This is a genomic window from Pontibacter rufus, from assembly GCF_015694705.1.
Taxonomy (GTDB): domain Bacteria; phylum Bacteroidota; class Bacteroidia; order Cytophagales; family Hymenobacteraceae; genus Pontibacter; species Pontibacter rufus.
This window is the reverse complement of the sequence record NZ_JADQDR010000002.1, coordinates 162446-186626: the sequence shown is the minus strand read 5'-3', so window position 1 is coordinate 186626 and position 24181 is coordinate 162446. Positions and strand designations below refer to the sequence as shown.

At 49.7% G+C, this 24181-nt stretch carries 13 protein-coding genes; all 13 read left to right on the top strand.

Annotation, left to right across the window (positions count from 1 at the left end):
- Positions 1-87: 87 nt before the first annotated feature.
- The 13 genes from I2I11_RS05275 to I2I11_RS05215 all read left to right on the top strand — a co-directional run bounded on the left by I2I11_RS05275 (position 88) and on the right by I2I11_RS05215 (position 24116).
- The gene (locus I2I11_RS05275) at positions 88-1305 is read left to right on the top strand and encodes an ROK family protein (protein ID WP_196266627.1); all 1218 of its coding nucleotides are present in this window, start codon (positions 88-90) and stop codon (positions 1303-1305) included.
- Between the two features lie 215 nt (positions 1306-1520).
- Entirely contained in the window at positions 1521-4649 is a 3129-nt protein-coding gene (locus I2I11_RS05270) for a SusC/RagA family TonB-linked outer membrane protein (RefSeq protein WP_196266626.1), read from the top strand.
- Positions 4650-4670: 21 nt separating this feature from the next.
- Positions 4671-6578, top strand: coding sequence for a SusD/RagB family nutrient-binding outer membrane lipoprotein (locus I2I11_RS05265; protein ID WP_196266625.1), 1908 nt, complete (start codon positions 4671-4673; stop codon positions 6576-6578).
- A gap of 344 nt (positions 6579-6922) precedes the next feature.
- Positions 6923-7504 carry an RNA polymerase sigma-70 factor gene (locus I2I11_RS05260; RefSeq protein WP_196266624.1) on the top strand — a complete coding sequence of 194 codons (582 nt, stop codon included), beginning with the start codon at positions 6923-6925 and terminating at the stop codon, positions 7502-7504.
- 408 nt (positions 7505-7912) lie between these two features.
- Complete coding sequence (locus I2I11_RS05255; protein ID WP_196266623.1) at positions 7913-9088, top strand: FecR family protein; 1176 nt, start codon at positions 7913-7915, stop codon at positions 9086-9088.
- 204 nt (positions 9089-9292) lie between these two features.
- Entirely contained in the window at positions 9293-12718 is a 3426-nt protein-coding gene (locus tag I2I11_RS05250; protein WP_230679906.1) for a TonB-dependent receptor, read from the top strand.
- Positions 12719-12729: 11 nt separating this feature from the next.
- Positions 12730-14721, top strand: a complete 1992-nt coding sequence (locus I2I11_RS05245; protein ID WP_196266622.1) for a RagB/SusD family nutrient uptake outer membrane protein — start codon at positions 12730-12732, stop codon at positions 14719-14721.
- 111 nt (positions 14722-14832) lie between these two features.
- Positions 14833-15762 carry a glycoside hydrolase family 16 protein gene (locus tag I2I11_RS05240; RefSeq protein ID WP_196266621.1) on the top strand — a complete coding sequence of 310 codons (930 nt, stop codon included), beginning with the start codon at positions 14833-14835 and terminating at the stop codon, positions 15760-15762.
- Between the two features lie 151 nt (positions 15763-15913).
- A complete protein-coding gene (locus tag I2I11_RS05235; protein WP_370582921.1) occupies positions 15914-17155 on the top strand; it encodes an acyltransferase family protein in 1242 nt (413 codons plus the stop codon).
- A 66-nt stretch (positions 17156-17221) separates the two neighbouring features.
- Positions 17222-18724, top strand: a complete 1503-nt coding sequence (locus I2I11_RS05230) for a sulfatase family protein (RefSeq protein WP_196266620.1) — start codon at positions 17222-17224, stop codon at positions 18722-18724.
- Between the two features lie 158 nt (positions 18725-18882).
- Positions 18883-20406: a sulfatase family protein gene (locus I2I11_RS05225; protein WP_196266619.1), complete on the top strand. Its 1524-nt coding sequence runs from the start codon at positions 18883-18885 to the stop codon at positions 20404-20406.
- A gap of 418 nt (positions 20407-20824) precedes the next feature.
- The gene (locus I2I11_RS05220; protein ID WP_196266618.1) at positions 20825-22507 is read left to right on the top strand and encodes a beta-N-acetylhexosaminidase; all 1683 of its coding nucleotides are present in this window, start codon (positions 20825-20827) and stop codon (positions 22505-22507) included.
- Positions 22508-22583: 76 nt separating this feature from the next.
- Positions 22584-24116, top strand: coding sequence for a sulfatase (locus I2I11_RS05215; RefSeq protein WP_196266617.1), 1533 nt, complete (start codon positions 22584-22586; stop codon positions 24114-24116).
- Positions 24117-24181: the final 65 nt, after the last annotated feature.

Below are 24181 nucleotides of genomic sequence, written 5' to 3'. Positions count from 1 at the left end.
ACATAAAGTTTTTTGTTTATTTAAAAAGCCTGTATACCTTGTTTAACTTTTTACAAACTAAAATAAGAAAGTTAATATCTGCGAGGTATGGCTGACAAACAGGGCATTTACAAAAGAAACGTCATAAAGCACTTATACTTTTCGGGCGAGCTTTCCTGCGCAGACTTGAGCACGCTCACCCAAAAGAGCCTGCCGCTTACTACCCGCATGGTAAATGAACTAATCAGCGGAGGGGCTGTAATTGAAAAAGGATATGCGCTGTCGACGGGTGGCAGGCGGCCGCAGATGTATTCCCTGAAGCCCGACCTTATGTATGTGGTATCGGTAGCGATGGACCAGCTAATTACCCGCATCGCTCTCCTCGACATGCAGCATAATTATGTGGGCGAGGTTGAAAAGATTGAACTGGCTTTACCCAATAACCCTGATGCCCTTCAGCAATTAACGTCTCACATTGCTGATTACATTAACAAATCCGGTATTCCCAGAAACAAGATTATAGGAGTTGGCATTGGCATGCCCGGATTTGTAGATGTGATGAAAGGGATTAATCATTCTTTTCTGAGAACAGATCAGGGCAGCATTGTCAGCTACATCGAAGCGGCTATTGATTTGCCTGTTCTGATCGACAATGATTCCAGTTTGGTCGCGCTGGCTGAACTGAAGCTGGGAGCAGCCCGCAACAGGCAAAATGTAATGGTGCTGAGTATCGGCTGGGGTATTGGCCTGGGCATGATTCTGAATGGCACATTGTTCAGGGGGCATAATGGTTTTTCGGGAGAGTTTAGCCACATCCCCGTATTCATGAACAATAAAATGTGCAGTTGCGGCAAAAGCGGTTGCCTCGAAACAGAAACGTCGCTGCTGGTAGTAGCTGAAAAAGCCATCCAGGGCCTGAAGCAGGGAAAGCTGTCTGTACTGGAAAATTTGACGCTGGACCACATAGAAGAAACCGCTAACGCTATTATGGGCGCTGCCTTAAAAGGAGACAAGTTTGCGGTAGAGTTGCTTTCTGAGGCAGCCTACAATGTCGGGCGGGGAGTGGCTATACTGATTCATTTGCTCAACCCCGAACTGATTGTACTGAGTGGCAGAGGATCGGCAGCAGGCAGGCTGTGGCTGGCACCTATACAGCAGGCTATTAATGAGCACTGCATTCCTAAAATTGCTGAAAATACAACGATAGAAATCTCGTCGCTTGGTTATGATGCTGAGTTGATTGGCGCTGCTGCATTGGTGATGGAGCATTACGACGCGATTGGCCTGGTGCAAGGTAAGCTGGCAGGCAATTTTATATCGGCTTAATTATAAAGAATTACTACTTGGGTTAATCAACTGTAGCTAAGTATAGCCTCAAATCAATTTTATACCTTGATTCTTATCAAATTCAATATGTAATGCATTGAGAATCATAATTCTCCCCTTAAAATTTTTCGTGTCTGATGTCCCTGGTGCTCGGCACGTTCCGCTTTATACTTATGTCCATTTACTTGATATCTTAAACCCTTAATTTAATTTATATGAGAAACTTTATTACCAAGCGGTTCCTGCTTTGTATGGTGCTGAGCTTTTTCGTGAGCCTGGCATTTGCACAGCAAACGCGAACTATTTCTGGCACTGTAAAAGATGAAAAGGGCGCCCCTATCTCCTTTGCAGCTGTGCAGGTGAAAGGAACCACCACCGGGGCCACGACAGATGATAATGGAACCTTCAACGTAGCAGTGAACGGCGAAGGAGCGGTGCTTGTTTTCAGTTCTCTTGGGTACAAAACCAAAGAAATTCCTGTTGGCGAAAGCAACACGATCAATGTGGTACTGGAAAGCAACTCCAGCGAACTCGGTGAGGTGGTTGTAACCGCGTTGGGTATTGAGCGGGAAAAGAAATCTCTGGGCTATGCCATGCAGGAAGTAGAAGGCGAAACGCTGGTAGAAGCCAGGGAACCTAACGTGGTTAACGCGCTCTCAGGTAAAGTAGCCGGCCTGCAGGTAATTCGCTCCAGTAACGGCCCGGCAGGGTCTTCTAAAATTATTTTAAGGGGCAATAACTCTTTAACCGGAGACAATCAGCCGCTTATTGTGGTGGACGGCATCCCAATCAGCAATGCTACAGGGGCCATAAACAACGACTACTGGAACCCGTCCTTAGATATGGGCAACGGCCTTTCAGACATCAATGCAGAAGACATTGCCAGCATATCGGTGCTGAAGGGGCCGGCGGCGGCGGCACTGTACGGCTCCAGGGCCGGTAACGGAGCAATCCTGATCACTACCAAATCAGGCATACCCCAAAAGGGCCTGGGCATCACCATTTCTTCTACGGTTGGCATCGAAAGTATATTTACACACCCCGAGCTACAGGATTCATTCGGGCAGGGAAGCAACGGCATTTATGACAACCGCTCTAACCTGAGCTGGGGCCCCAAGGCGGAAGGCCAGGCAGTGGAAAATTGGAACGGCGAAAACGTGCCATTACAGACGTATGACAACATAGAGAACTATTTCCAGCGCGGCATCCGGTCTAACCAGAGTGTGTCGTTGCAGCAGCAGTACAAATCCACCGCGCTTTATACTTCTTACAGTCGTCTGGATGATCAAAGTATAATTCCGGGTACCAAACTGACCAGAACAAACCTGATGGCGCGGGCGATAACCGACTTCGGGAAAGAAGACAGGTGGACCATCGACACCAAAATACAGTACAGCAGGTCAAATGCTGAGAACCGGCCTATTGGCGGCTCTAACACCAGCAACTCGTATGGCACTCTGTACATGCTGCCGCGCTCGCTGGATATCCGCCAATTTAACCCACCTGTAAATGAGGAGGGAAACATGATATGGTACGGCGGCGGCAACCAGATAAACCCCTACTGGAACAGCAAGTATAACCTTAATGAGGACATCCGGGACCGGTATATCATGAACGGTTCGCTCAAGTATGACTTTACCAACTGGCTGACTGCTGAGATCAAAGCTGGCGCAGACAAGTATTACACCAACTCCGAAGCCAAAGTATACGCGGGCAGCCCGATTGTAGCCAATGGCAGGTATAGCCTGGGCAAGCAAAACTTCACCGAAACTAACTACAGTGCATTGCTTACAGCCAAGCAGGACAATGTGTTTGGCAAACTGGGCGGCATGGTTATCCTGGGCAGCAACCTGATGTCACAGCAGTTTAGCGAAATTTACAGCAGCTCAGGCGGCTTGGTGGTCCCGGATCTATTCTCCTTGAACAATGGCGTTTCCAACCCGACAGTCGGACAGGGTTTCTGGCAGAAAAAGATTAACTCGATCTATGGCTCGGCGCAGCTTAACTGGGACGGCTACCTGTTCCTGGATGTTACAGGCCGGAATGACTGGTCCTCGGCGCTGAGCAAAGAGAACCGTTCTTTCTTCTATCCTTCAGTTAGTGCATCCTATGTTTTCACCGATATGTTGGAAACGATGGGCAACCCGCTGCCTGCCTGGATCAGCTTCGGCAAACTGAGGGCCTCCTATGCCGTGGTAGGCAACGACCTTGCTCCGTACAAGCTGTATAATATCTATACGATTGGCAAAGACCCGAACGGCAACACCACAGCCAGCAGAAATGGCACTTTGTTTGACCCGACTATCCAAAGCGAGTTGATTAAGTCGTATGAGGCGGGCCTTGAAATGCGCTTTCTTCAAAACCGTATCGGCTTTGATGTGGCTGTGTACAAGTCAAATGCCACCAATCAGCTGATATTTCTTCCAATGGACCCGTTGAGCGGCTACAATACCAGAATCATAAACGCGGGTAACATCCAAAATAAAGGTATTGAGGCAAGGGTTGATGGTGCCATTCTGGAAAACCCTATGGGCCTTAGCTGGAACATCATGGCCAACTTCTCCAGAAACAACAATACCATAGAATCCCTGACGCCGGAGGTAAATGTCTATCCGCTGGGAGGCTTTGATGATGTTCAAGTTCTTGGAGAGGCAGGCGGCTATTACGGCGAGATCTACGGCAGCAAATTTTTGCGGGTGGATGATGCTGATAGTCCGTTTAACGGGCAGCTGCTGCTGGACGAAAACGGGTTGCCACAACGGGGCGAGCAGAATGTGAAACTAGGCGACCAGCAGGCTGATGCGCTGCTCGGCGTAACCAACACCTTCGCCTACAAAGGGCTGAACCTGTCCTTTTTAGTGGATGCCCGCTTCGGAGGCAAAATCTTCTCCGCCACGCTGGCCGACATGCAGGCGAACGGCACTGCTGCCGTTACCGTGGTGAACGGTGCGCGAGAGGACATCCTGGTGGAGGGTGTGGTGCAGGACCCTGATGGCGAAGGGTATGTGGAGAACACAACAGCAGTAACACCGCAATTGTACTGGAACGCTGTGGCAGGCGTAGGCAACCTGGGTATCACAGAGGCCAACCTGTACGACGCCTCGAACGTGCGTTTAAGAAACGTGCAGCTAAGCTACGGCTTGCCTACCAGCCTGCTGGCCAAAACGCCTTTGCAAAGAGTAAGCGTAGGAGTAACCTGTACCAACGTATGGCTCATTCAGAGCCACTTGCATGGGCTGGATCCGGAGTCTGTTTACGCTACAGGCACCAACGCAACCGGCTTTGAGAATGCGAGCCCGCCAACCACGCGCGCCTTTTTGTTTAACCTTGTATTAGGCTTCTAATTTTATAAATTGCTTATATTCATGAAAAATATATTTAGAAAATCATGTATGCTGCTGGCAACAGGCATGCTGCTGGCATCGTGCGAGAAGTTTGACGAGCTGAATGTCGACCCGCTGGCTGCCAATGCCGACCAGGCGCAGATTGAATACTTTATTAATACTTCAATCATAAGCGCCCAGATGAACCCGGATGTGGCCGAGCGATCGTTTGTGCTGTACTGGAAAACGGCGGCGCACCAGCAGGAGGACGAAGGCCTGTCGTCCGGTTACTATAACGACGGCTGGACAACCGCCTACTACAACCAGGTATCCGGCTGGCTGAATGCAGCTAACACTGCCGTGCAGTTAGCCAATGGGCAAATAGAAGCGGGAACAGAGAAAGCTTATACCCAAAACCTGTTGCAGGTGGCACGTATCTGGCGGGCTTACCTGATGAGCGAGATGTCGGACAACTTTGGCCCGATTCCCATAAATGCCTTTCAGGGCGTGAATCCGGATTTCTCAGATACGAAGACGGTCTACTATTTTATATTGGATGAGCTGAAAGATGCAAGTTCGAAACTGGATGTTTCTGTTGTGAACCCGGATGGACTGAGTAAGCAGGACCCGGCTTATGGCTACGACTATGCAAAATGGAAGAAGTATGCCAACTCTATGCGCATGCGCCTGGCCATGCGCTTATCCGAAGTGGACCCGGCTAAAGCACAGGCGGAATTTGAAGATGCGGCTGCCAGCAATGATTTTATTACGACAGCGGATGAAACATTCAAAGTGCAGGAAAGGCCGGGCTGGGATGCGCTTACCGGCGTAATGAGCCGCGAGTGGAACCCGCAGTTTTTATCTGCCACGCTCTTTAACATATACTTTGGCCTGGGAGGTATTAAATCCGAGGAGCAATTACCGGCCGCTCTTCACACGTATATCAAACCGGCCAACTGGATGGGGGTAAAGTATGAAAACCACTTTGCCACCAAAACAAACGACCCTTCTGCCGGCTACTGGTTTGATGGCCTGCCTTACACCATCGATCCTAGGGCTTATGAGACTTTTATCATTCCGGGATATTTTTCTAATCCTGATTTTAGCAGTTACCCATCCTGGACTAACAGCGCGAAAACCACCAAGAGGGATTTAGTGGATGACAATGGTAATGTGGTAAAAGAAATAGACGCGGCCTATACTTGGAACCCAAGCATAAATGGCGATTGGGGCGCGAAAGGAGCCAAAAACAAGGTTGTTTATTATTTTGAGGGAACCGTGCCGCGCCTGTCCCAGGAGTTTAGGGATAGCCAGAACCAGCGCATCTTTTTTGCCCCCTGGGAAACTTATTTCCTGCTGGCGGAAGCCGCCGAACGCGGCTGGAGCACGCCCATATCAGCAAAAGAGGCTTATGAAACAGGCATCGCCAAAAGCTTCGAATATTGGGGTGTACCGCTGGGATCTTATTTAAGCTCCCAGGATTATAACAGGGTCGGAACATCCGTCAGCTGGGATCATACTGTAGAGCCGTCCGCCTCTTATAGCATGGAATATAAAAACGGTTACACCGGCGAAAACGGCGTGGCTACTGTTCTTTACCCGGACAATGATTTGTATAAAAACGGTTCGGTTAAGAATGATCATCTGACCAAGATCATCACCCAGAAATTTATAGCGCAAACCCCGTGGCTGCCTTTGGAAGCCTGGAACGACCAAAGAAGACTTGGCTTGCCATTCTTTGAGAACCCGGCTGTTGAAAACCCGATAGTTGATTTGCCTGCCTTAACGCAATCTAACTACATGACCAGCCAAATAGAGTTCTTCCCGCAGCGGCTAAAATACCCGTCGAGTTTGCAGAATACCAACGCAAATGGCTATAGACAGGCTGTAGGCTTCCTGGGTGGCGAAGACAATGTGCTAACGCCGCTCTGGTGGGCGCAGCATGAATAATAGCTTGCAGGCTTTTAGTTAACCTTGCAGATTTTTAAAGCCAAACGCCCGGTTGAAATTTTAACCGGGCGTTTGGCTTTGCATGGTGCTATGGCATCCTCCTGGCATAGCTGGTTTTGAACAATAGCAGGCTTTAACTCAACTATAGGCCGGGGCATACATCATTGAAGGGTTTATACTTAGGTAGTAGCTGCGGTGCTGATGAGATTACTTAAACAAAAAGGCCAGCATCATCAGGCCGCCTGCATACATTGGAAATTTTTTATAAGTATGACATAATATTTTTTGCTCCGGAATACATTATCTCCTGGAATCTCATTATATTTAAAGTATAAACTTGCAGCATGTATACCAATGACGTGGAGTTATGGCCCGATGAGAAGCTTCTTGAGTTGATTCAAGCGGATGACCGCGCTGCGTTCGAACAGGTCTACAATAAATATTGGTCTAAGCTCTACCTTTCGGCTTATAATATTCTCCGCGATCGGCAGGCCTCGGAAGACATCGTGCAGGAGGTGCTGGTGAGCTTGTGGATGAAAAGAAGCAGCCTGGCAATTAAATCCCTCAATGCCTTTCTATATTGCGCTGTCCGATACCAGGTGTTAAACGCAATTCGCTCCGGCAAAGCACGGCAACACGTTCTCAGCGAAGCTGGAAAGCTTTCTGTTGAAAACGAAGGAGAAAGCGCGCTATGCGAAAAGGACATCAACTGCTTGCTGGAGCAGGGCATTGCCGAACTCCCGGGAAAGTGCCGGCAAATCTATCTCCTGAGCCGCAAAGAGCATCTGACGACCAGGGAAATTGCCATGCAATTAGGCATAGCTTCTAAAACTGTCGAAAATCAACTGACCATCGCCTTGCGTCGTCTGCGGGTAACCCTGGGCCACTTCCTCCTGTGGACTGCTGTCTTTTTATCCGGCTGGTGATGCTGATAGGCTTTCCCGGCTTCCCTTTATACTGTCTACCCTTCCTCATACCGAAGCATATGGCATTACCCTTGTGTATGCTTATCTGCTAAGTAAACGAACAGCATTAGCCTATTTCTATTTGCCTCACTTCCCGCAAAGGAATTTCTCTTCTTGGAGGGGCTTATAATCAAAACATGAGTTTCTACCCGCTTCAGGTTTTCACCTTGGAGCAGGTATACTTTACCTGAAGCAGGTATATTTTATACTTGTGCCTGCATCGTAGCTTCCAGGGAAACTCCCTGAATACTGTGCTTTAAAGAGGAAACCCATTCCTCTGCGTAACCTCAGCTAAATGAATGTAAATTTTTTTCTGCATCTCTTTGGGGGTACATTCACTCCCACGGTACATACATATAAATAGCTTAAATGAACAAGGAAGAGTTTTTAACCTTAATGCATAAATACCTGGCGGGTGAGGCAAGCGCTGCGGAAGAAGAAGCTATGTTCCGCTATTATGATGCCCTGCAAAAGCAGGAATCAGAATGGGACGCGGCGCAGATGGGAGAGGAAGAAGAAGTTAAAAAAAAGCTTTACAACCGGATTTTAAAAGATATAAAACAGCGCGAAGGTAAAAATGAGATGTTCCCCATTCGCTGGGCGATAGCAGCCTCTATACTTGTAGCAATGCTGACATCAGTTCTGTTCTTCTATTATCATCTTCACCGGGAGCAGGCAACAGCAATAAATATAGCCAGGCCGATAGCCGAAACAGATATTCAGGCCGGAGGAAACAAGGCCATCCTGATTTTAAGTGACGGCTCAAAAATCGCTTTGGATAATGCCGCAAATGGAGAACTGGCGCAGCAAGGGGGGACCTGCATCACAAAAGAAGCCGGCGGGCAGCTGACTTATACCAAAGCGGAGCCATCTGCCAGCGAAGGAGTGGCTGAATCACGGACCTATTATAATACTATTCAGACTCCCAATGGTGGCCAGTACCAGGTGATTTTACCGGATGGGTCTAAAGTATGGCTAAATGCCGGTTCCTCGCTTCGTTATCCGACACGGTTTAACGGTAAAGAACGGAAAGTGGCGTTAACCGGTGAGGCCTATTTTGAAGTCGTTAAAAATAAAAATATGCCTTTTTTGGTAACGAGCAGGGAGCAGGTGGTGGAGGTGCTGGGCACGCACTTTAATATCAATTCCTATGCAGATGAAGCTTTTATGAAAACTACCCTGCTGGAAGGTTCCGTGAAGGTTTGGCTGCAGGGAACCAGCCGGCCGGAACTTCTGGAGCCTGGTCAGCAGGCTGTTATCAGGTATGGTGGCAATGCCATCGCGGTGCAGCCGGTAGATGTTGAAGAAGCGGTGGCCTGGAAGAACGGCTATTTTATGTTTGTGGACGAGGATTTAAAAAGCATCATGCGCCGGCTGGCCCGATGGTATGATGTAGACGTGGTGTACCAGGGCGACATAGAGCATTTGAAATTCGGAGGCATTATCTCCCGCTCAAACAGTATTGCACAGACGCTGCGAATATTAGAGCTGACAGGCAATGTCAAATTTAAGATAACAGGAAGGAGGGTGACCGTTATGCCTTAGACCACTGATCCATGCCAATGAGCAGCCCATTAAAAGAAGCCGGAAGCGCTTGCAACACCTCCGGCTCATGTCTGGGTTTGCTCACCGGAATAGTTTGCCTTATACTATTATCACAATGAAAACCGAAACCATTTCAAATGTATGAAATTTTATCCTCTTAGTTCAGGGAGATTTCCCTGCGCAAAAAACAAAGTTTTGCGGATCATGAAACTGACATGCCTCATCATGTTTTCTGTCCTGCTCCAGGTAAGTGCTGCCGGTTATGCACAAAAGATTACCCTATCAGAGAATCAAGCTCCGCTGGAAAAAGTGCTGAAGGAGATCAGAAGGCAAAGCGGTTTTGATTTCTTTTACAACGCTGCCTTACTCAGGCAGGCCAAACCGGTCAGCGTTCATGTGCAGGGCGTAAGCTTGGAGGAGGCACTGAACAAATCTCTTACCGGGCAGCCCTTAGCTTATACTATTGAGGCAAATACGGTGGTAATAAAAGCGGCGGAAAAACCCCAGCCTGCCAGGGTAACTCCGCCCATCAATGTTACAGGCAAAGTAGTGGACGAGAACGGTGGTCCGTTGCCTGGCGCCACCGTACTGATTAAAGGAACCGATAAAGGTACTGTTACCAATACACAGGGCGTATTTGTCCTGCAGAATGTAGCGGAAGAGGCTGTGCTGGAGATATCGTTTTTGGGCTACCTGAAAAAAGAGGTGCAGGTCGCTGCTGATTTAGGTACAATCCAGCTGGAGGTAAACGAGGCAAAGCTGGAGGAAGTGGTGGTGGTAGGGTATGGCACGCAGAAAAGAGCCAACCTGACAGGCGCCGTCTCTACGGTAAATGCTGAGATGCTGGAGTCGCGGCCGGTACAGAATGTGGGGCAGGCGCTGCAGGGCCTTATCCCGGGCCTGAACCTGCAAACCACCGGACTGGGAGGCGAGCTGAACCAGCCACTCAGCTTTAACATCCGCGGGGCCGGTACTATTGGCGCGGGCTCTAATTCTTCCCCGCTGGTGCTTATTGATGGGATGGAAGGCAACATGAATGCCATTAATCCACAGGACATCGAGACCATTACGGTACTGAAAGATGCCGCCGCTTCTGCCATCTATGGCTCCCGCGCGCCCTTCGGCGTTATCCTGATCACGACCAAGAGCGGCAAAGCCGGGAAAACCTCGGTTAACTATAACAATAATTTCCGCATCAGCAAGCCAATGGGGCTGCCCTCTATGATGGATTCCTATACCTTTGCCCTCTACTGGAACGAAGCAGCCGCCAACGATGGCGAAGCGGCTAAATTCTCGGATGAGGTGCTGGAGCGTATTCTGCAGTACCAGCGCGGTGAGATTGACTATTCCACAGTGCCGAACCCGAACGGGGACAGATACCAGTACTATACCGGTTCCAACGGCAACACCGACTGGTTTAAGGAGCAGTATAAAAGCTCGGCTTTCTCGCAGGAGCACAACATCAGCGTGAACGGCGGCAGTGAAAATACGCAATTTTACGCTTCAGGGGGTTACCTGGATCAGGGAGGCCTGCTCCGCCATTCGCATGATGCTTTTAAACGCTATACCCTCAGCGGCAAGATAAACACGAACATCAGCAAGTTTGCGCGCTTTAACTACAGTACCCGCTACGTGCGCGAAGATTATACCCAGGCCACCCATCAGTCTGATTTGTTCTACCACAACATTGCCCGGCGCTGGCCTACTGTGCCCGTGAGAGACCCGAACGGGTACTGGACAGATCCCAGCGAGATTGCGCAGCTGGAAGAAGGCGGCCGGAGAGTGAATCAGACAGACTGGCTGTACCAGCAGGGCCAGCTGACTCTGACGCCGCTTAAAAGCTGGAACATCATCGCCAACGCTAACTTCCGGATCAAGAATACCAACAACCACAGCGATGTGCGGCCGGCTTATAGTTACGACGTAAATCAAAACCCATACGCACTGGCAGTGGGCTGGAACTCGGCCGGCTACAGTTCGGTGTACGAGTATGCCCTGAAAGAGAACTACTTCTCTTCTAATATCTATTCCGATTATACATTCAGCCTGAATAATGCCCACAATTTTAAAGTGATGGGCGGCTTTAACTCAGAGCTGACAAAATATCGCACTGTGGCGGCCTCTCGCAGCGGGCTTATCAATCCGTCGCTGCCCACCATCAACACTGGCACAGAAGACAGCAAAGCGGAGGAAGGGCAGTACCAGCACTGGGCTATTGCTGGCTTTTTCGGGCGCCTGAACTATAACTATAAAGAGCGTTATCTGCTTGAAGTAAACGCCCGTTACGATGGCAGCTCCCGTTTTGTGCGAGACAAGCGCTGGAATCTATTCCCGTCGGTGTCGGCTGGTTGGAATGTGGCCCAGGAGGATTTCTGGACATTTGACGAAGTGGTACAAACACTAAAGTTAAGAGGGTCTTATGGCGAGCTCGGAAATCAGCAAACAAGCAACTGGTATCCTTTTTATTCTAAAATGCCTATCGGTGTAAATAATGGCAGCTGGTTAGTAAACGGGCAGCAGCCCAATACAGCCTATGCGCCGGGTTTGGTGAGCACGTTGCTCACCTGGGAGCGCGTAACCAGCTGGGACGCCGGGTTTGACCTGGCCCTGCTGCAAAACCGACTAAACCTCAACTTTGACTATTTCAAGCGCAAAACCTTCAACATGATAGGGCCTGCGCCGGAACTGCCAGTAACGCTGGGCACCAGTGTTCCGCAGATCAATAATGCTGACATGGAGTCCTATGGTTTTGAACTGGAAGCCGCCTGGCAGGATCAGGTGGGTGAATTCGGCTATGGCGTACGGGCTGTGCTGGCAGATGATCAGCAGCGCATAACCAAATACCCGAACCCTACCGGAAGTATCGGTACCTGGTACGAGGGCAGAAAAATGGGGGAGATTTGGGGCTATACTACCCTCGGGATCGCCAAAACGCAGGAGGAAATGGATGCTCACCTCGCAGAAGTAGACCAGACTACTTTAGGGAGCAACTGGGGTGCAGGCGATATCATGTATGCCGACCTGAACGGGGACGGTAAGATAGATGGCGGAACAGGCATACTGGGTAATACCGGAGACCGAAGCATTATAGGTAACAGCTCCCCACGTTTCCGCTATAGCCTGGATCTGACCGGCGACTGGAAAGGCTTTGATCTGCGGGTATTTCTGCAGGGCGTTGGCAAGCGCGACTACATGCCAAGCGGCCCTTACTTCTGGGGCGCCAATGGTGGTATGTGGCAGTCGGCAGGCTTTGAGGAACACATGGACTTTTTCCGCGACGAGAACTCCCCGATGGTGCAGGCCGGTATAGCCGGCGTGAACCTGGACGCTTATTTCCCGAAGCCATACTTTAACACCGGCAAAAACCAGCAAACCCAGACGCGCTATCTGCAAAGCGCTGCTTACCTGCGGCTGAAAAACCTGCAGGTAGGTTATACCTTGCCGGATCACCTTACGTCCAGAGTGGGTATTTCGCGCCTTCGGTTCTACATCTCCGGTGAGAACCTGCTCACGTTTTCCGACATGATCGACATCTTCGACCCCGAAACTGTAGGCCTGGGCGGATGGAATGAAGGCAAAACCTATCCGTTTGCGCAAGTATACTCCGGCGGCCTTAGTGTAACTTTTTAATTCACGAGAAAATGAAAAAATCATTCAGATATAAACTTTACGTTATTGCAGCGCTCGTAGGACTTTGGGGCGTAACCGGCTGCAATGATTTCCTGGACCGGGAACCTTTGTCGGACATCACGCCCTCCAATTACTTCTCCAGCGAAGCCGACCTGGCGGCTTACACGATAGCCGCGTACAGCTTTCCGACACACAGCGGTTTTAACGTCGGAACTTTCGGGTACGACAACCACACCGATAACCAGGCAACCAGCGGTTATGCGGTGCGCTGGGTACCGGGCGAGTGGCGTGTGCCGCAGTCAGGAGGCAGTTGGGGTTTCGGTGGCATTCGCCAGGCCAACTATTACCTCGAAACCGTAGTACCCCGCTGGAAAGAAGGTAAAATAACAGGCAGTGCCGGCAATATTGCACATTATGTGGGCGAGGGCTATTTTTTGCGCGCCTACGAGTATTTCGGCAAAGTGCAGGCGCTGGGTGATTTCCCAATCATCAGGAAAACGCTGCCCGACCAGATGGAAGAGCTGATCGCGGTTTCCAGGCGCCGGCCGCGCAACGAAGTGGCCCGGTTTATACTTTCCGATCTCGACTCTGCCATTATGCTGCTGCAGTCAGCACCTCCCGGCGGCAAAAACCGCATCTCAAAGAATGCAGCCCTGCTGTTCAAATCCCGTGTGGCGCTGCATGAGGCTACCTGGCTCACTTATCACCGCGGTACGCCGCAGGTGCCGGGCGGTCCGGGCTGGCCCGGTACCGGCAAGGTGGAGAATTTCAGCATTAACCTGGATGAAGAGATCAACTTCTTCCTGACGCAGGCCATGGAGGCCGCCGAGCAGGTGGCCGACGCAGTACCGCTGGTTACGAATATCAAGGATGATGGCTACAACTCCTCTACCAACCCTTACTTTACCATGTTCTCAGACCAGAATATGGAGAAGTATTCCGAAGTGCTGTTATGGCGGCAGTATGATCCCAGCCTCGGCATTAACAACAACGTGAACCATTACATTAACCAGAACGGGGGCAATACTGGCTATACCCGTGGCCTGATAGATAATTTTTTGATGGCAAATGGCTTGCCGATCTACGCGGCGGGTTCCGGCTATCAGGGGGATGACTATATCAAAGACGTGAAAGCGGCGCGCGACAACCGCCTGCAGCTGTTCATGAAAGCCCCGGGCGAACTGCGCCTCACAGACCTCACAAACAAGGACGGCTCGCCGATCCTGATAGGTCATCCCGACATTATCGGCCTGCAGGAGACGCGCGACGTGACAGGCTACAGCGTGAAAAAAGGTATGACGTACCAGTATGACCAGACGCAGGGAAGTATGGGCGCTACCGGCAGCATTGTTTTCCGGGCGGCAGAAGCTTATCTGAATTACATCGAAGCATCTTATCTGAGAGAGGGAATGATTAACGGGAAAGCCGACCAGTACTGGAAAGCCATTCGCGAAAGGGCAGGCGTTAATCCGGATTATACCATCACAATAAATGCTACCAACATGGCAGAAGAAGCCAAAAATGACTTTGCAGCCTACTCTGCCGGACAGGTATTATCTGATGCTACCCTGTACAATATCCGGCGCGAGCGGCGCGATGAACTCATGGCGGAAGGTATGCGCTACACTGACCTGAAACGGTGGAGAGCTTTGGACCAGCTTAAAACCGATCCGTTCATTATTGAGGGCTTTAAAGTATGGGGGCCGATGCACGAGTGGTATGTAGGTGAAGACGGCAACTCGCTGCTGATAGAGGCAGACACGCCCGGAAAAACCGCCAACGTGTCTAAGGAATCAGAAAGTTCTTATTTACGCCCGTACCGTATCAACCTGTCGCCCAGCAATATGGTGAAAGATGGCTATAGATGGGCCTATGCGCATTACCTTGATCCCATCGCCATACAGCACTTCCTCATCACCTCGCCCTCCGGCGACGTGAGTTCTTCGGTGATTTATCAGAATCCCGGCTGGCCGCTGGAGGCAAATGTTGGTGCGCTGGAATAAGCTTGCCATAAGTATATCTTAATTCGGCTGCCATTTCTCAGCAGGCTTCATGCGGGGGAATGGCAGCGGGATTAATCTTTATAACATATTTCATAAAACAGCTAAGAAGCTATGGGAAAAGAATTGGTTTCGCCTTATATTGGTTTAGTTATCTGGCAAATTCTTTCTGTGCTTCTGCTTGTGGCGGTGTTGGTGCTGATTTTTTGCTTTGTAAGGAGGTGCGGATATAAAGCGAACCTGCTTCTGCTGCTGGTCTCCTCCTCCGCACTGCTTCTGGCGGGCTGTGCCGGAAAAGAGTTGGCACAAAAAAGCCAGGCCGGCAACTGGGCGCTGGTCTGGGCCGATGAGTTTACAACGGACGGCGCACCTGACCCGGCCAGGTGGGGTTTCGCTCCCCGAAAGTCTGCCGACTGGGCCTGCTATTGCGCCGATACCTTGGCAACCACTTACGTGAAAGACGGGCAGCTTTATTTAAAGGGAATTATCAATCAGGATAAAACGGACACGGCAAAGTATAAAACCGCCTGCATCCAGACCAAGGATAAATTTGCCTTTAAGTATGGCAGGATCGAAGTAAAGGCTAAATTATCCAGAGGGAAAGGCTCTTGGCCGGCCATCTGGCTCATGCCGCAGGACAGCAAGTATGGCGGCTGGCCGCACAGTGGCGAAGTGGACATCATGGAGCATCTCAACTACGACACCATCATTTACCAGACCCTCCACAGCGGCTACATTGATCGCATGAACCAAAAGACCAACCCGGTATACTTTGCCACCACTCCGTTTAACGTGGGCGAGTACAATGTATTTGGCGTAGAGTGGTATCCCGACCGGCTGGATTTTTTTGTGAATGGGCAGAAAACCTTTACCTACCCCAAAGTTGATGATGCTGACCCAAGCCAGTGGCCTTTCGATGAGGAGTTTTACATCATACTCGACCAGGCACTCGGCGGAAACTGGGTAGGCCATATCGACGACAAAGATCTGCCCGTGCAGATGGCAGTGGACTGGGTAAGAGTTTATCAGAAAGAAGGCGATTAGTTTAGAGTAAACAAGTATTAAGTGATCGAATAAAATAAATGCTATATTTTAAGCATCTTAGCATAAAGTATAAAGCCTTGATTGATAAGCGTAAGCAAAATCTTGTGCCTAATGTCTTGATACTTGTGTCCTTTTATTTGGTATAAACCTTATGTCAATGATCTCTGCACCCGTTTCCGAACAGTCTGTTGCTTCTGCACCCATTGTAAACCCGTCGATGCCAATCCGCAGGGTTGCTTCAGTTGACGTTTACCGTGGCTTTGTAATGTTGCTGATGATGGCAGAAGTGCTTTCTTTGCCATCGGTGGCAAACGTGATGCCGGACAATAAAATCTGGCAATTCCTGTCATTTAATCAGAGCCATGTACCCTGGGCGTGGCTTAGCCTGCACGATTTAATTCAGCCTTCTTTCACTTTTCTGGTAGGAGTGGTGCTGCCTTTCTCCATAGCCGGCCGTTTGGCTAAGGGCGCAACATTTGGCGCCTTGCTAAAACATGCCATCAAACGCTCCCTGATCCTGATATGCCTGGGCATATTTTTGCGTTCCATGCATTCACAACAAACCTACTTTACTTTTGAAGATACGCTCACGCAGATCGGCCTGGGCTATACTTTCCTGTTCCTCTTAGGATTTTGTTCGCAGCGGGTTCAGCTTGGAGCGCTCGTTCTTCTTTTAGTGGGCTACTGGCTGGCTTTTGCACTGTATCCCTTGCCCGGCGCCGGGTTTGATTACGCGGCTGCCGGCGTAACGGCTGACTGGGAACACAACTTCCGTGGATTTGCCGCGCACTGGAACAAAAACACGAACCTTGCCTGGGCGTTTGACCGCTGGTTTTTAAACCTCTTTCCACGCGAAACCCCCTTTCTTTATAATGATGGCGGCTACGCCACACTCAGTTTTATACCTACGCTGGGTACCATGATACTGGGTTTATTTGCAGGTAACGCTTTAAAAGCGGCTACCACCGGCAAAGAGAAAATAAGATACTTTATACTTGCCGGAGCAGGTTTGATGGTTTTGGGCCTTTTGCTGCATGTAACAGGTATTAACCCCGTAGTCAAGCGCATCTGGACACCGGCCTGGACCATCTTTAGCGGCGGCATATGCTTCCTGCTGCTGGCTTTGTTTTATGGAATAATTGATGTGGCTGAGAAGAAAAAGTGGTCATTCTTTCTGATGGTTATCGGTGTCAATTCCATTGCTGCTTATGTGATAGCTGATGGTGGTGTTCGTGCATTTATTGCCAGCTCGCTTTACATTCACCTGGGGCAGAATTTCGACCGGATTTTTGGAGATGCTTATGCCACTTTGGTAGCGGGAGGGCTGGTGCTGTTAATAGAATGGCTGATCTTGTACTGGATGTATAAAAAGAAAATATTTATTAAAATATAAAGAAGATAGGCAAAGGCGGCAGGCTTCGTAGCTGCTTTGTGCTTTCTGAGAAATTAAAGTATAAAAATGAGGATATTCCTGTTAGTAGCCATACTATGTGCCGCTCCATTGGCCCGCGCGCAGCAAAGCCCTAACGTCATCTACATTTATGCGGATGATTTGGGTTACGGCGATGTAAGTTGCTATGGGGCCACAAAAATCAGCACGCCCCATATCGATAAGCTGGCAAAGCAAGGTATCCGCTTTACGAACGCCCACTCTACTTCAGCCACCTGTACCCCTTCGCGCTATGCGCTGATGACGGGGCAATATCCCTGGCGTAAATCCGGTACGCACATCCTGCCCGGCGATGCTGCCCTGATCATCCCTACTGATAAAACCACGTTGCCCAAGCTGTTTAAAAAAGCAGGTTATACCACAGCGATTGTAGGAAAATGGCATTTGGGCTTAGGCGATCAGGTAGAAAAAAATTGGAACGAGGCGATCAAGCCCGGCCCCAACGAAGTAGGCTTCGATTATTCCTTTATTTTTCCGGCAACCGCTGACCGGGTGCCTACCGTTTTTATGGAGAACCACACGGTCGTAGCCCTCGATCCGGCAGATCCGATTGCAGTGGATTATGAGAACAAGGTCGGCAACGACCCGACCGGAAAAGAACATCCGGAGTTGTTAAAAATGCAATCTTCTCCTGGTCATGGGCACAACAACACCATCGTGAACGGTATCGGCCGCATTGGGTATATGAGCGGCGGCCACAAAGCCCGCTGGGTCGATGAAGAAGTCTCTACCACCTTTTTAGCAAAAGCCAAAGATTTTATAGAAGCCAACCAACGCCAGCCCTTCTTTTTATACTTCGCCCTGACCGAACCCCATGTGCCGCGTATGCCGGCCACTATGTTTAAGGGCAAAAGTGATTTAGGCTACCGCGGCGATGCCATCCTGCAACTGGACTGGACGGTGGGAGAGATCATGAAGCAACTGGAGGCGCTGGGTATTGCTAAAAATACAATGATCATTTTTACCAGTGATAACGGCCCGGTGCTGGACGACGGCTACCAGGATGAAGCGGTTACAAAACGCAACGGGCACACCCCCGCCGGCCCGTTAAGAGGCGGAAAGTACAGCACGTTTGAAGGTGGAACACGGGTGCCTTTCATTATACGCTGGCCCGGAAAGGTTAAACCGCAAGTATCGGATGCCTTGGTTTGCCAGGTAGATATGCTGGCTTCCTTCTCGGAATTATTAAACCAAACCATCCCTGAAGGCGATGCACCGGACAGCGAAAATTTACTAAATACATTTATGGGTAAAGCCCAAAAAGGCCGTTCGGCATTGGTAGAGCAGGGCGGGACTTTAGCTATTGTAAAAGGCAACTTGAAGTATATCAGCCCAAGCAACGGCGCTTCTTATAACAAATTAACAGATATCGAAACCGGTAATGCACCGGGACCGCAACTCTACAATTTAAGAGAAGATATCGGCGAAGAAAATAACCTGGCCAGCCAGTATCCGGAGCGAGTGAAGGAAATGGCAGCGGAATTAGAAAGCATAAAAGCCGGCAAAAGATAAAAGAGTTGAAGCATGCCGTTAATTGAAGGTGAGTAGCTTATACTTTCATTCATGCTTATACTTCTTCTTTCCTCAATCCGGCAATGGCCAGGATGAGGACATTTTAGATCTACCAAAACACATAAGTTTATCACCTGATAAAAACAACTCAGCATCTGATGAAACACCTGTTCCTACTTCTCGCTTTAATCTTCTGTTTTCAAATTTCGGTTGCGCAGCAAAAGCCCAACATCGTTATCATTGTTTCCGATGACCATGCTTACCAGGCCATCAGTGCCTACGGCGGGAACAAACTGATGCAAACACCCAACATCGACCGGCTGGCCAAAGAAGGCGTGCTTTTTAACAAAGCCTATGTTACCAACTCGATTTGCGGGCCCAGCCGGGCGGTGATTTTAACAGGTAAATACAGCCATAAAAACGGCTTCAAGGACAACGAAACCTCCAACTTCGACGGCAGCCAGAATACGTTTATCAAAGAACTGGGCGCAGGCGGCTACCAGACGGCCTGGATAGGAAAATGGCATTTGCAAACGCAGCCGCAGGGTTTTGATTACTGGCAGATACTGCCGGGCCAGGGCCAATATTACAACCCCGATTTCCTGATGATGGACGGCAGCAAAAAACGGATAGAAGGCTACGTAAGCAACGTGGTGGAAGATGTAGCCGAAAACTGGCTGGATAAGCGGGATACAAGCAAGCCTTTCTGCCTGGTGATAGGCCACAAAGCCACGCACCGCACTTGGCTGCCCGACACCTCCGATTTCGGCATGTTCGATGACAAGACCTTTCCGCTGCCAGCCACTTTTTATGATATATATGCCACCCGCGAAGCAGCCAAACAGCAGGAAATGTCCGTTGCCAAAGACCTCATCATGGGCTATGACCTGAAGATGTTTCCGGATTATGATAGTATAAAGGACGGTAACATTACGCGCATGAATGCCGCCCAGAGAGCAAAATTCGACGCGTATTACAAACCGATTAAAGCGGATCTGGAAGCAAGAAACCTGACGGGCCAGGCGCTGGCCGAATGGAAATACCAGCGTTACATGAAAGATTACCTGAGCACGGCCGCTTCGCTGGACCGGAACGTCGGGCGCACACTCGATTATCTTGATAAGCATAACTTAACAAATAACACGCTGGTGATATACGTGTCGGATCAGGGCTTTTACCTGGGCGAACACGGCTGGTTTGACAAGCGCTGGATGTACGAAGAATCGTTCCGCACGCCAATGCTCATGCGTTATCCCGGTGTGGTGAAGCCCGGCGCCACGTCCGACGATTTCGTGATGAACCTGGATATCGCGCCTACCGTGCTGGATGCGGCCGGTATCACCATCCCGAAAGACATGCAGGGCGAATCCATACTTCCTTTGCTCACCGGCAAAAAAGCCAAAGGGCGCGATGCGATGTATTACCATTATTACGAAAATGGCGAACACGCCGTATCACCGCACTTCGGCATAAAAACCAAGCGGTACAAACTGATCCGGTTCTATAAAAGGGTAAACGACTGGGAACTATACGACCTGCAGAAAGACCCGAACGAAATGCACAACCTCTACGGCAAGAAGGGTTACGAAAAAATCACAGCAAGTCTGAAAAAGCAGCTGGAGGGGTTAATTGACAAGTATGAAGACGAGGACGCAAAGCGATTACTGGCAAACAGCAAGTAGTAAAAGTCTGTGTGCTTTTAAGGCTATTATTTCTATCACTTCATTAGCCTTTTATTTGGGAGCCAAGCCTCGTTAATAGCTTATTGAAATGCTTTTAAAACGCATCAAAAGTAACCAATTGCTTTTTATACTTGCTGTTTTCCTGCTGCCCGGCAAAAGCCGCACCAGACGTGTTGTCCATCGTCAAAAAATATCAGCCTGATTGCCTGTTTTACCATAGCGATTGGTTGGCGGAAGTCCGGTGGGCTACTTTTCCTTATCCGTCTTACCGGCGAGAACATCAATCAAAATGGCTTTGCCCTGCTCAAACACTAGCGCTCTTACTTGAGTAAAGGCGGCGGAAATAAAAAATTCTATAATCAGGATATACTGCAGCAGCTACAAAACTTCTCAGAGCCAAAAGTTAATTACAGGTACAATGATTAAAAACAATGACAGGGCGATTTGCCTGCTTTTATACTTTCTGTTTGGGTTTATACTTCAGGCGCAGGCGCAAGTGAGCATTATCCCGCAGCCGGCAAGTATGGAGCTGAAAGATGGTTATTTTATACTTGATGAAAATACGTCCATCCGTTTTAAGCCCGGCAACAGAGAACTTGCGGCCTTAGGCGCTTATTTTTCCAACCATATCAGTGAGGTGGCAGGTTATACCTTGCCGCTGAATAAAAAGAAAGGGAAATCCATCCGGTTTGTGCTGGAACGTATGGCGGATGTCGGAGCAGAAGGGTATAAACTGAGCGTTTCGCCGTCAGCCATACTTATCAAAGCCAACACGAGAGCGGGTATATTCTACGGCCTGCAGTCGCTGCTGCAAACCCTGCCCGCCGTGCGCACTAACCAGGCGCTGCAGGTGCCATGTATGGAAGTAACGGATGAGCCGCGCTTCGGGTGGCGGGGCATGATGCTGGACGTGAGCCGCCATTTTTATTCCATCGAGACCATCAAAGAATTTATCGACTTGCTGGCATTGTATAAAATGAACACCTTTCACTGGCACCTGACCGATAACGAAGGCTGGCGCCTGGAAATCAAAAAATATCCGAAGCTGACATTGGTTGGCGCTTGGAGGCAGGAAATCCCCGGAAGTGTTTTCTACAAGCAGGATTCAACGTACAAAGAGCCGCTAACAGGCAGGCCTTATACGTACGGCGGCTACTATACTCAGGAACAGGCTAAAGAAGTAGTTGCCTATGCCAGCGCCAGGAACATTACGGTAATACCTGAAATCGAGATGCCCGGCCACTCCGGCGCTGCCCTGGCTGCCTATCCGGAATTCTCCTGCACACAGCATCCGCAGCAAGTACCTAATTCCACCCTTTGGAACGGCGTAACAGACCCTGCTGAAATCAGCCTCAACTACTGCGCAGGCAACGACAGCACCTTTCTGTTTTTACAGGATATTTTGAAAGAGTTAATGGTGATCTTTCCTTCAGCATACATCCATATTGGCGGCGACGAAGTGGACAAATCATACTGGGAGAAATGTCCCCGCTGCCAGAAACGTATGGCCGATGAAAACCTGGAGAATGAGGAAGAACTGCAAAGTTATTTTATTCGCCGGATGGAAAAGTACCTGTTGGCGCATAACAGAAAATTGCTGGGCTGGGACGAGATTCTTGAAGGCGGACTGGCGCCCTCGGCTACGGTGGTGAGCTGGCGGGGAGAAAAAGGCGGCATCGCGGCTGCCAAACAGGGGCACAACGTCATCATGTCGCCCAGCGACCCGCTGTACTTTAACCGCTACCAGGCCGGTCCCGAAGGAGAGCCGTTTGCCGCCAAATACTCCATCAACACGCTGGAAAGAGTCTATAACTATAATCCTTATCCCGAAGCACTCAGCAGCGCTGAAACAAAGTATGTGCTGGGTGGGCAGTTTGCCATCTGGACGGAGTTTATCTCTTCAGTGGAGCACCTGGAATATATGCTGCTGCCCCGGATGCCCGCTATTGCCGAAGCGCTCTGGACGCCTTTGGAAAAGAAGGATTTCGAGAGCTTTGTAAACAGGCTAAACCAGTGGCACTTTATTGCTTGGGAGCAGCAGGGCATTCGCTTTCATCCGCTGTATTATAAGAGCAGAACGCACGAAGCGAGCCGTAAATAGATAGGTATAAGTGCCCTTAAAAGTATGATAATGCAGCACGCCATTTGATTTAATGCATTACAAGACGAACTATAGTATGAGAAAATATTTTTTACTGCTTGCTACGATACTTTCCTCACTGGTGGCCCAGGCGCAGCAAAAGCCCAACATCATCTTTTTCCTGGTAGATGACATGGGTTGGCAGGATACTTCCGTTCCGTTCTGGGATAAAATGACACCGGCTAATCACAAGTTCCATACGCCTAATATGGAAAAGTTAGCGGCTTCATCCATGAAATTTACCCAGGCTTACGCCAATTCTATCTGCACCCCGACGCGCGTCAGTTTAATGACCGGGATGAACGCCGCCCACCACCGCGTCACCAACTGGACCATGTATAAAAACACGCCCGTTGACGTTGCAAGCGACAGCGTGCTCACAATTCCGGACTGGAATGTGAACGGGTTGAGCCCGGTGAAGGGAGTGGAACGAAGCGTATATGCCACGCCGCTGCCACAACTGCTGAAAAACGATGGCTATTTTACAATTCATTGCGGCAAGGCACATTTCGGGGCCCACGAAACGCCGGGCGCAGATCCGCTGAATTTAGGGTTTGACGTAAACATTGCCGGCAGCGCAGCAGGAAATCCGGCCTCTTACCTTGCCAAAGAGGACTATGGAAATGTGGCGGGGAAGTTTAACTTACGCGCTGTGCCCGGCCTGGAAAAATACTGGGGTACAGATACCTTTTTAACTGAGGCGCTCACCACTGAGGCCAAAAGTGCCATGGATGCTGCTCTTCAAAAGAACAAGCCTTTCTTTTTATACATGGCGCATTTTGCCGTGCACCTGCCGTTTGATGCAGACAAACGCTACATCGAAAAGTACCTGGCAATGGGCCTGGAAGAGCAGGAAGCTGCTTATGCCACTTTAGTGGAAGGGATGGACGCCAGCCTGGGTGAGTTGATGGACTATCTGAAAGAGAAGAACATAGCGGAAAATACGATCATCATATTCCTGTCGGATAATGGCGGTTATACCCTTCCGCCAAGACAGGGGGAGGCGTTTACGCAGAACTATCCGCTGAGATCGGGCAAGGGATCGTTGTTAGAGGGAGGTATTCGTGTGCCGATGATGGTGCGATGGCCGGGCGTAACCAGGCAGGGAAGTGTTTGTAGCCAGTATGTTACTGTAGAGGATTTTTTGCCCACGATCATGGAAATGGCAGGAGACAAGGCTTACAAAACCGTGCAGCAGGTAGATGGGCAAAGCTTGGTGAAGTACCTTCGAGATTCGTCTAAAAAAGACAATGAGCGAAGCCTGGTATGGAATTTTCCGAACAGTTGGGCCGCCGCGGAAACGCCTTATGTATCCTGGACAAGCGCTATCCGGCAGGGCGACTGGAAACTGATCTACCTGGAAAAACCCGGCCGCCTGGAGCTCTACAACCTCAAAAACGACATCGGTGAGCAGGTAAACCTGACACAAAAATATCCTAAAAAAACAAACCAACTGGCGCGGGAGCTTACCCAAAAGCTTAAAAAGTGGGATGCGCAACTACCATTTTATAAGAGCAGCGGCCAGCCTGTTCCTTATCCGGCGGAGATATTGAGTAAGCAGGCAAAATAAGTCTAAACCCGTTGGAGAAGTATAAAATCAGCAAAGCGATAAAAAGTTAATTACTATATCAGAAC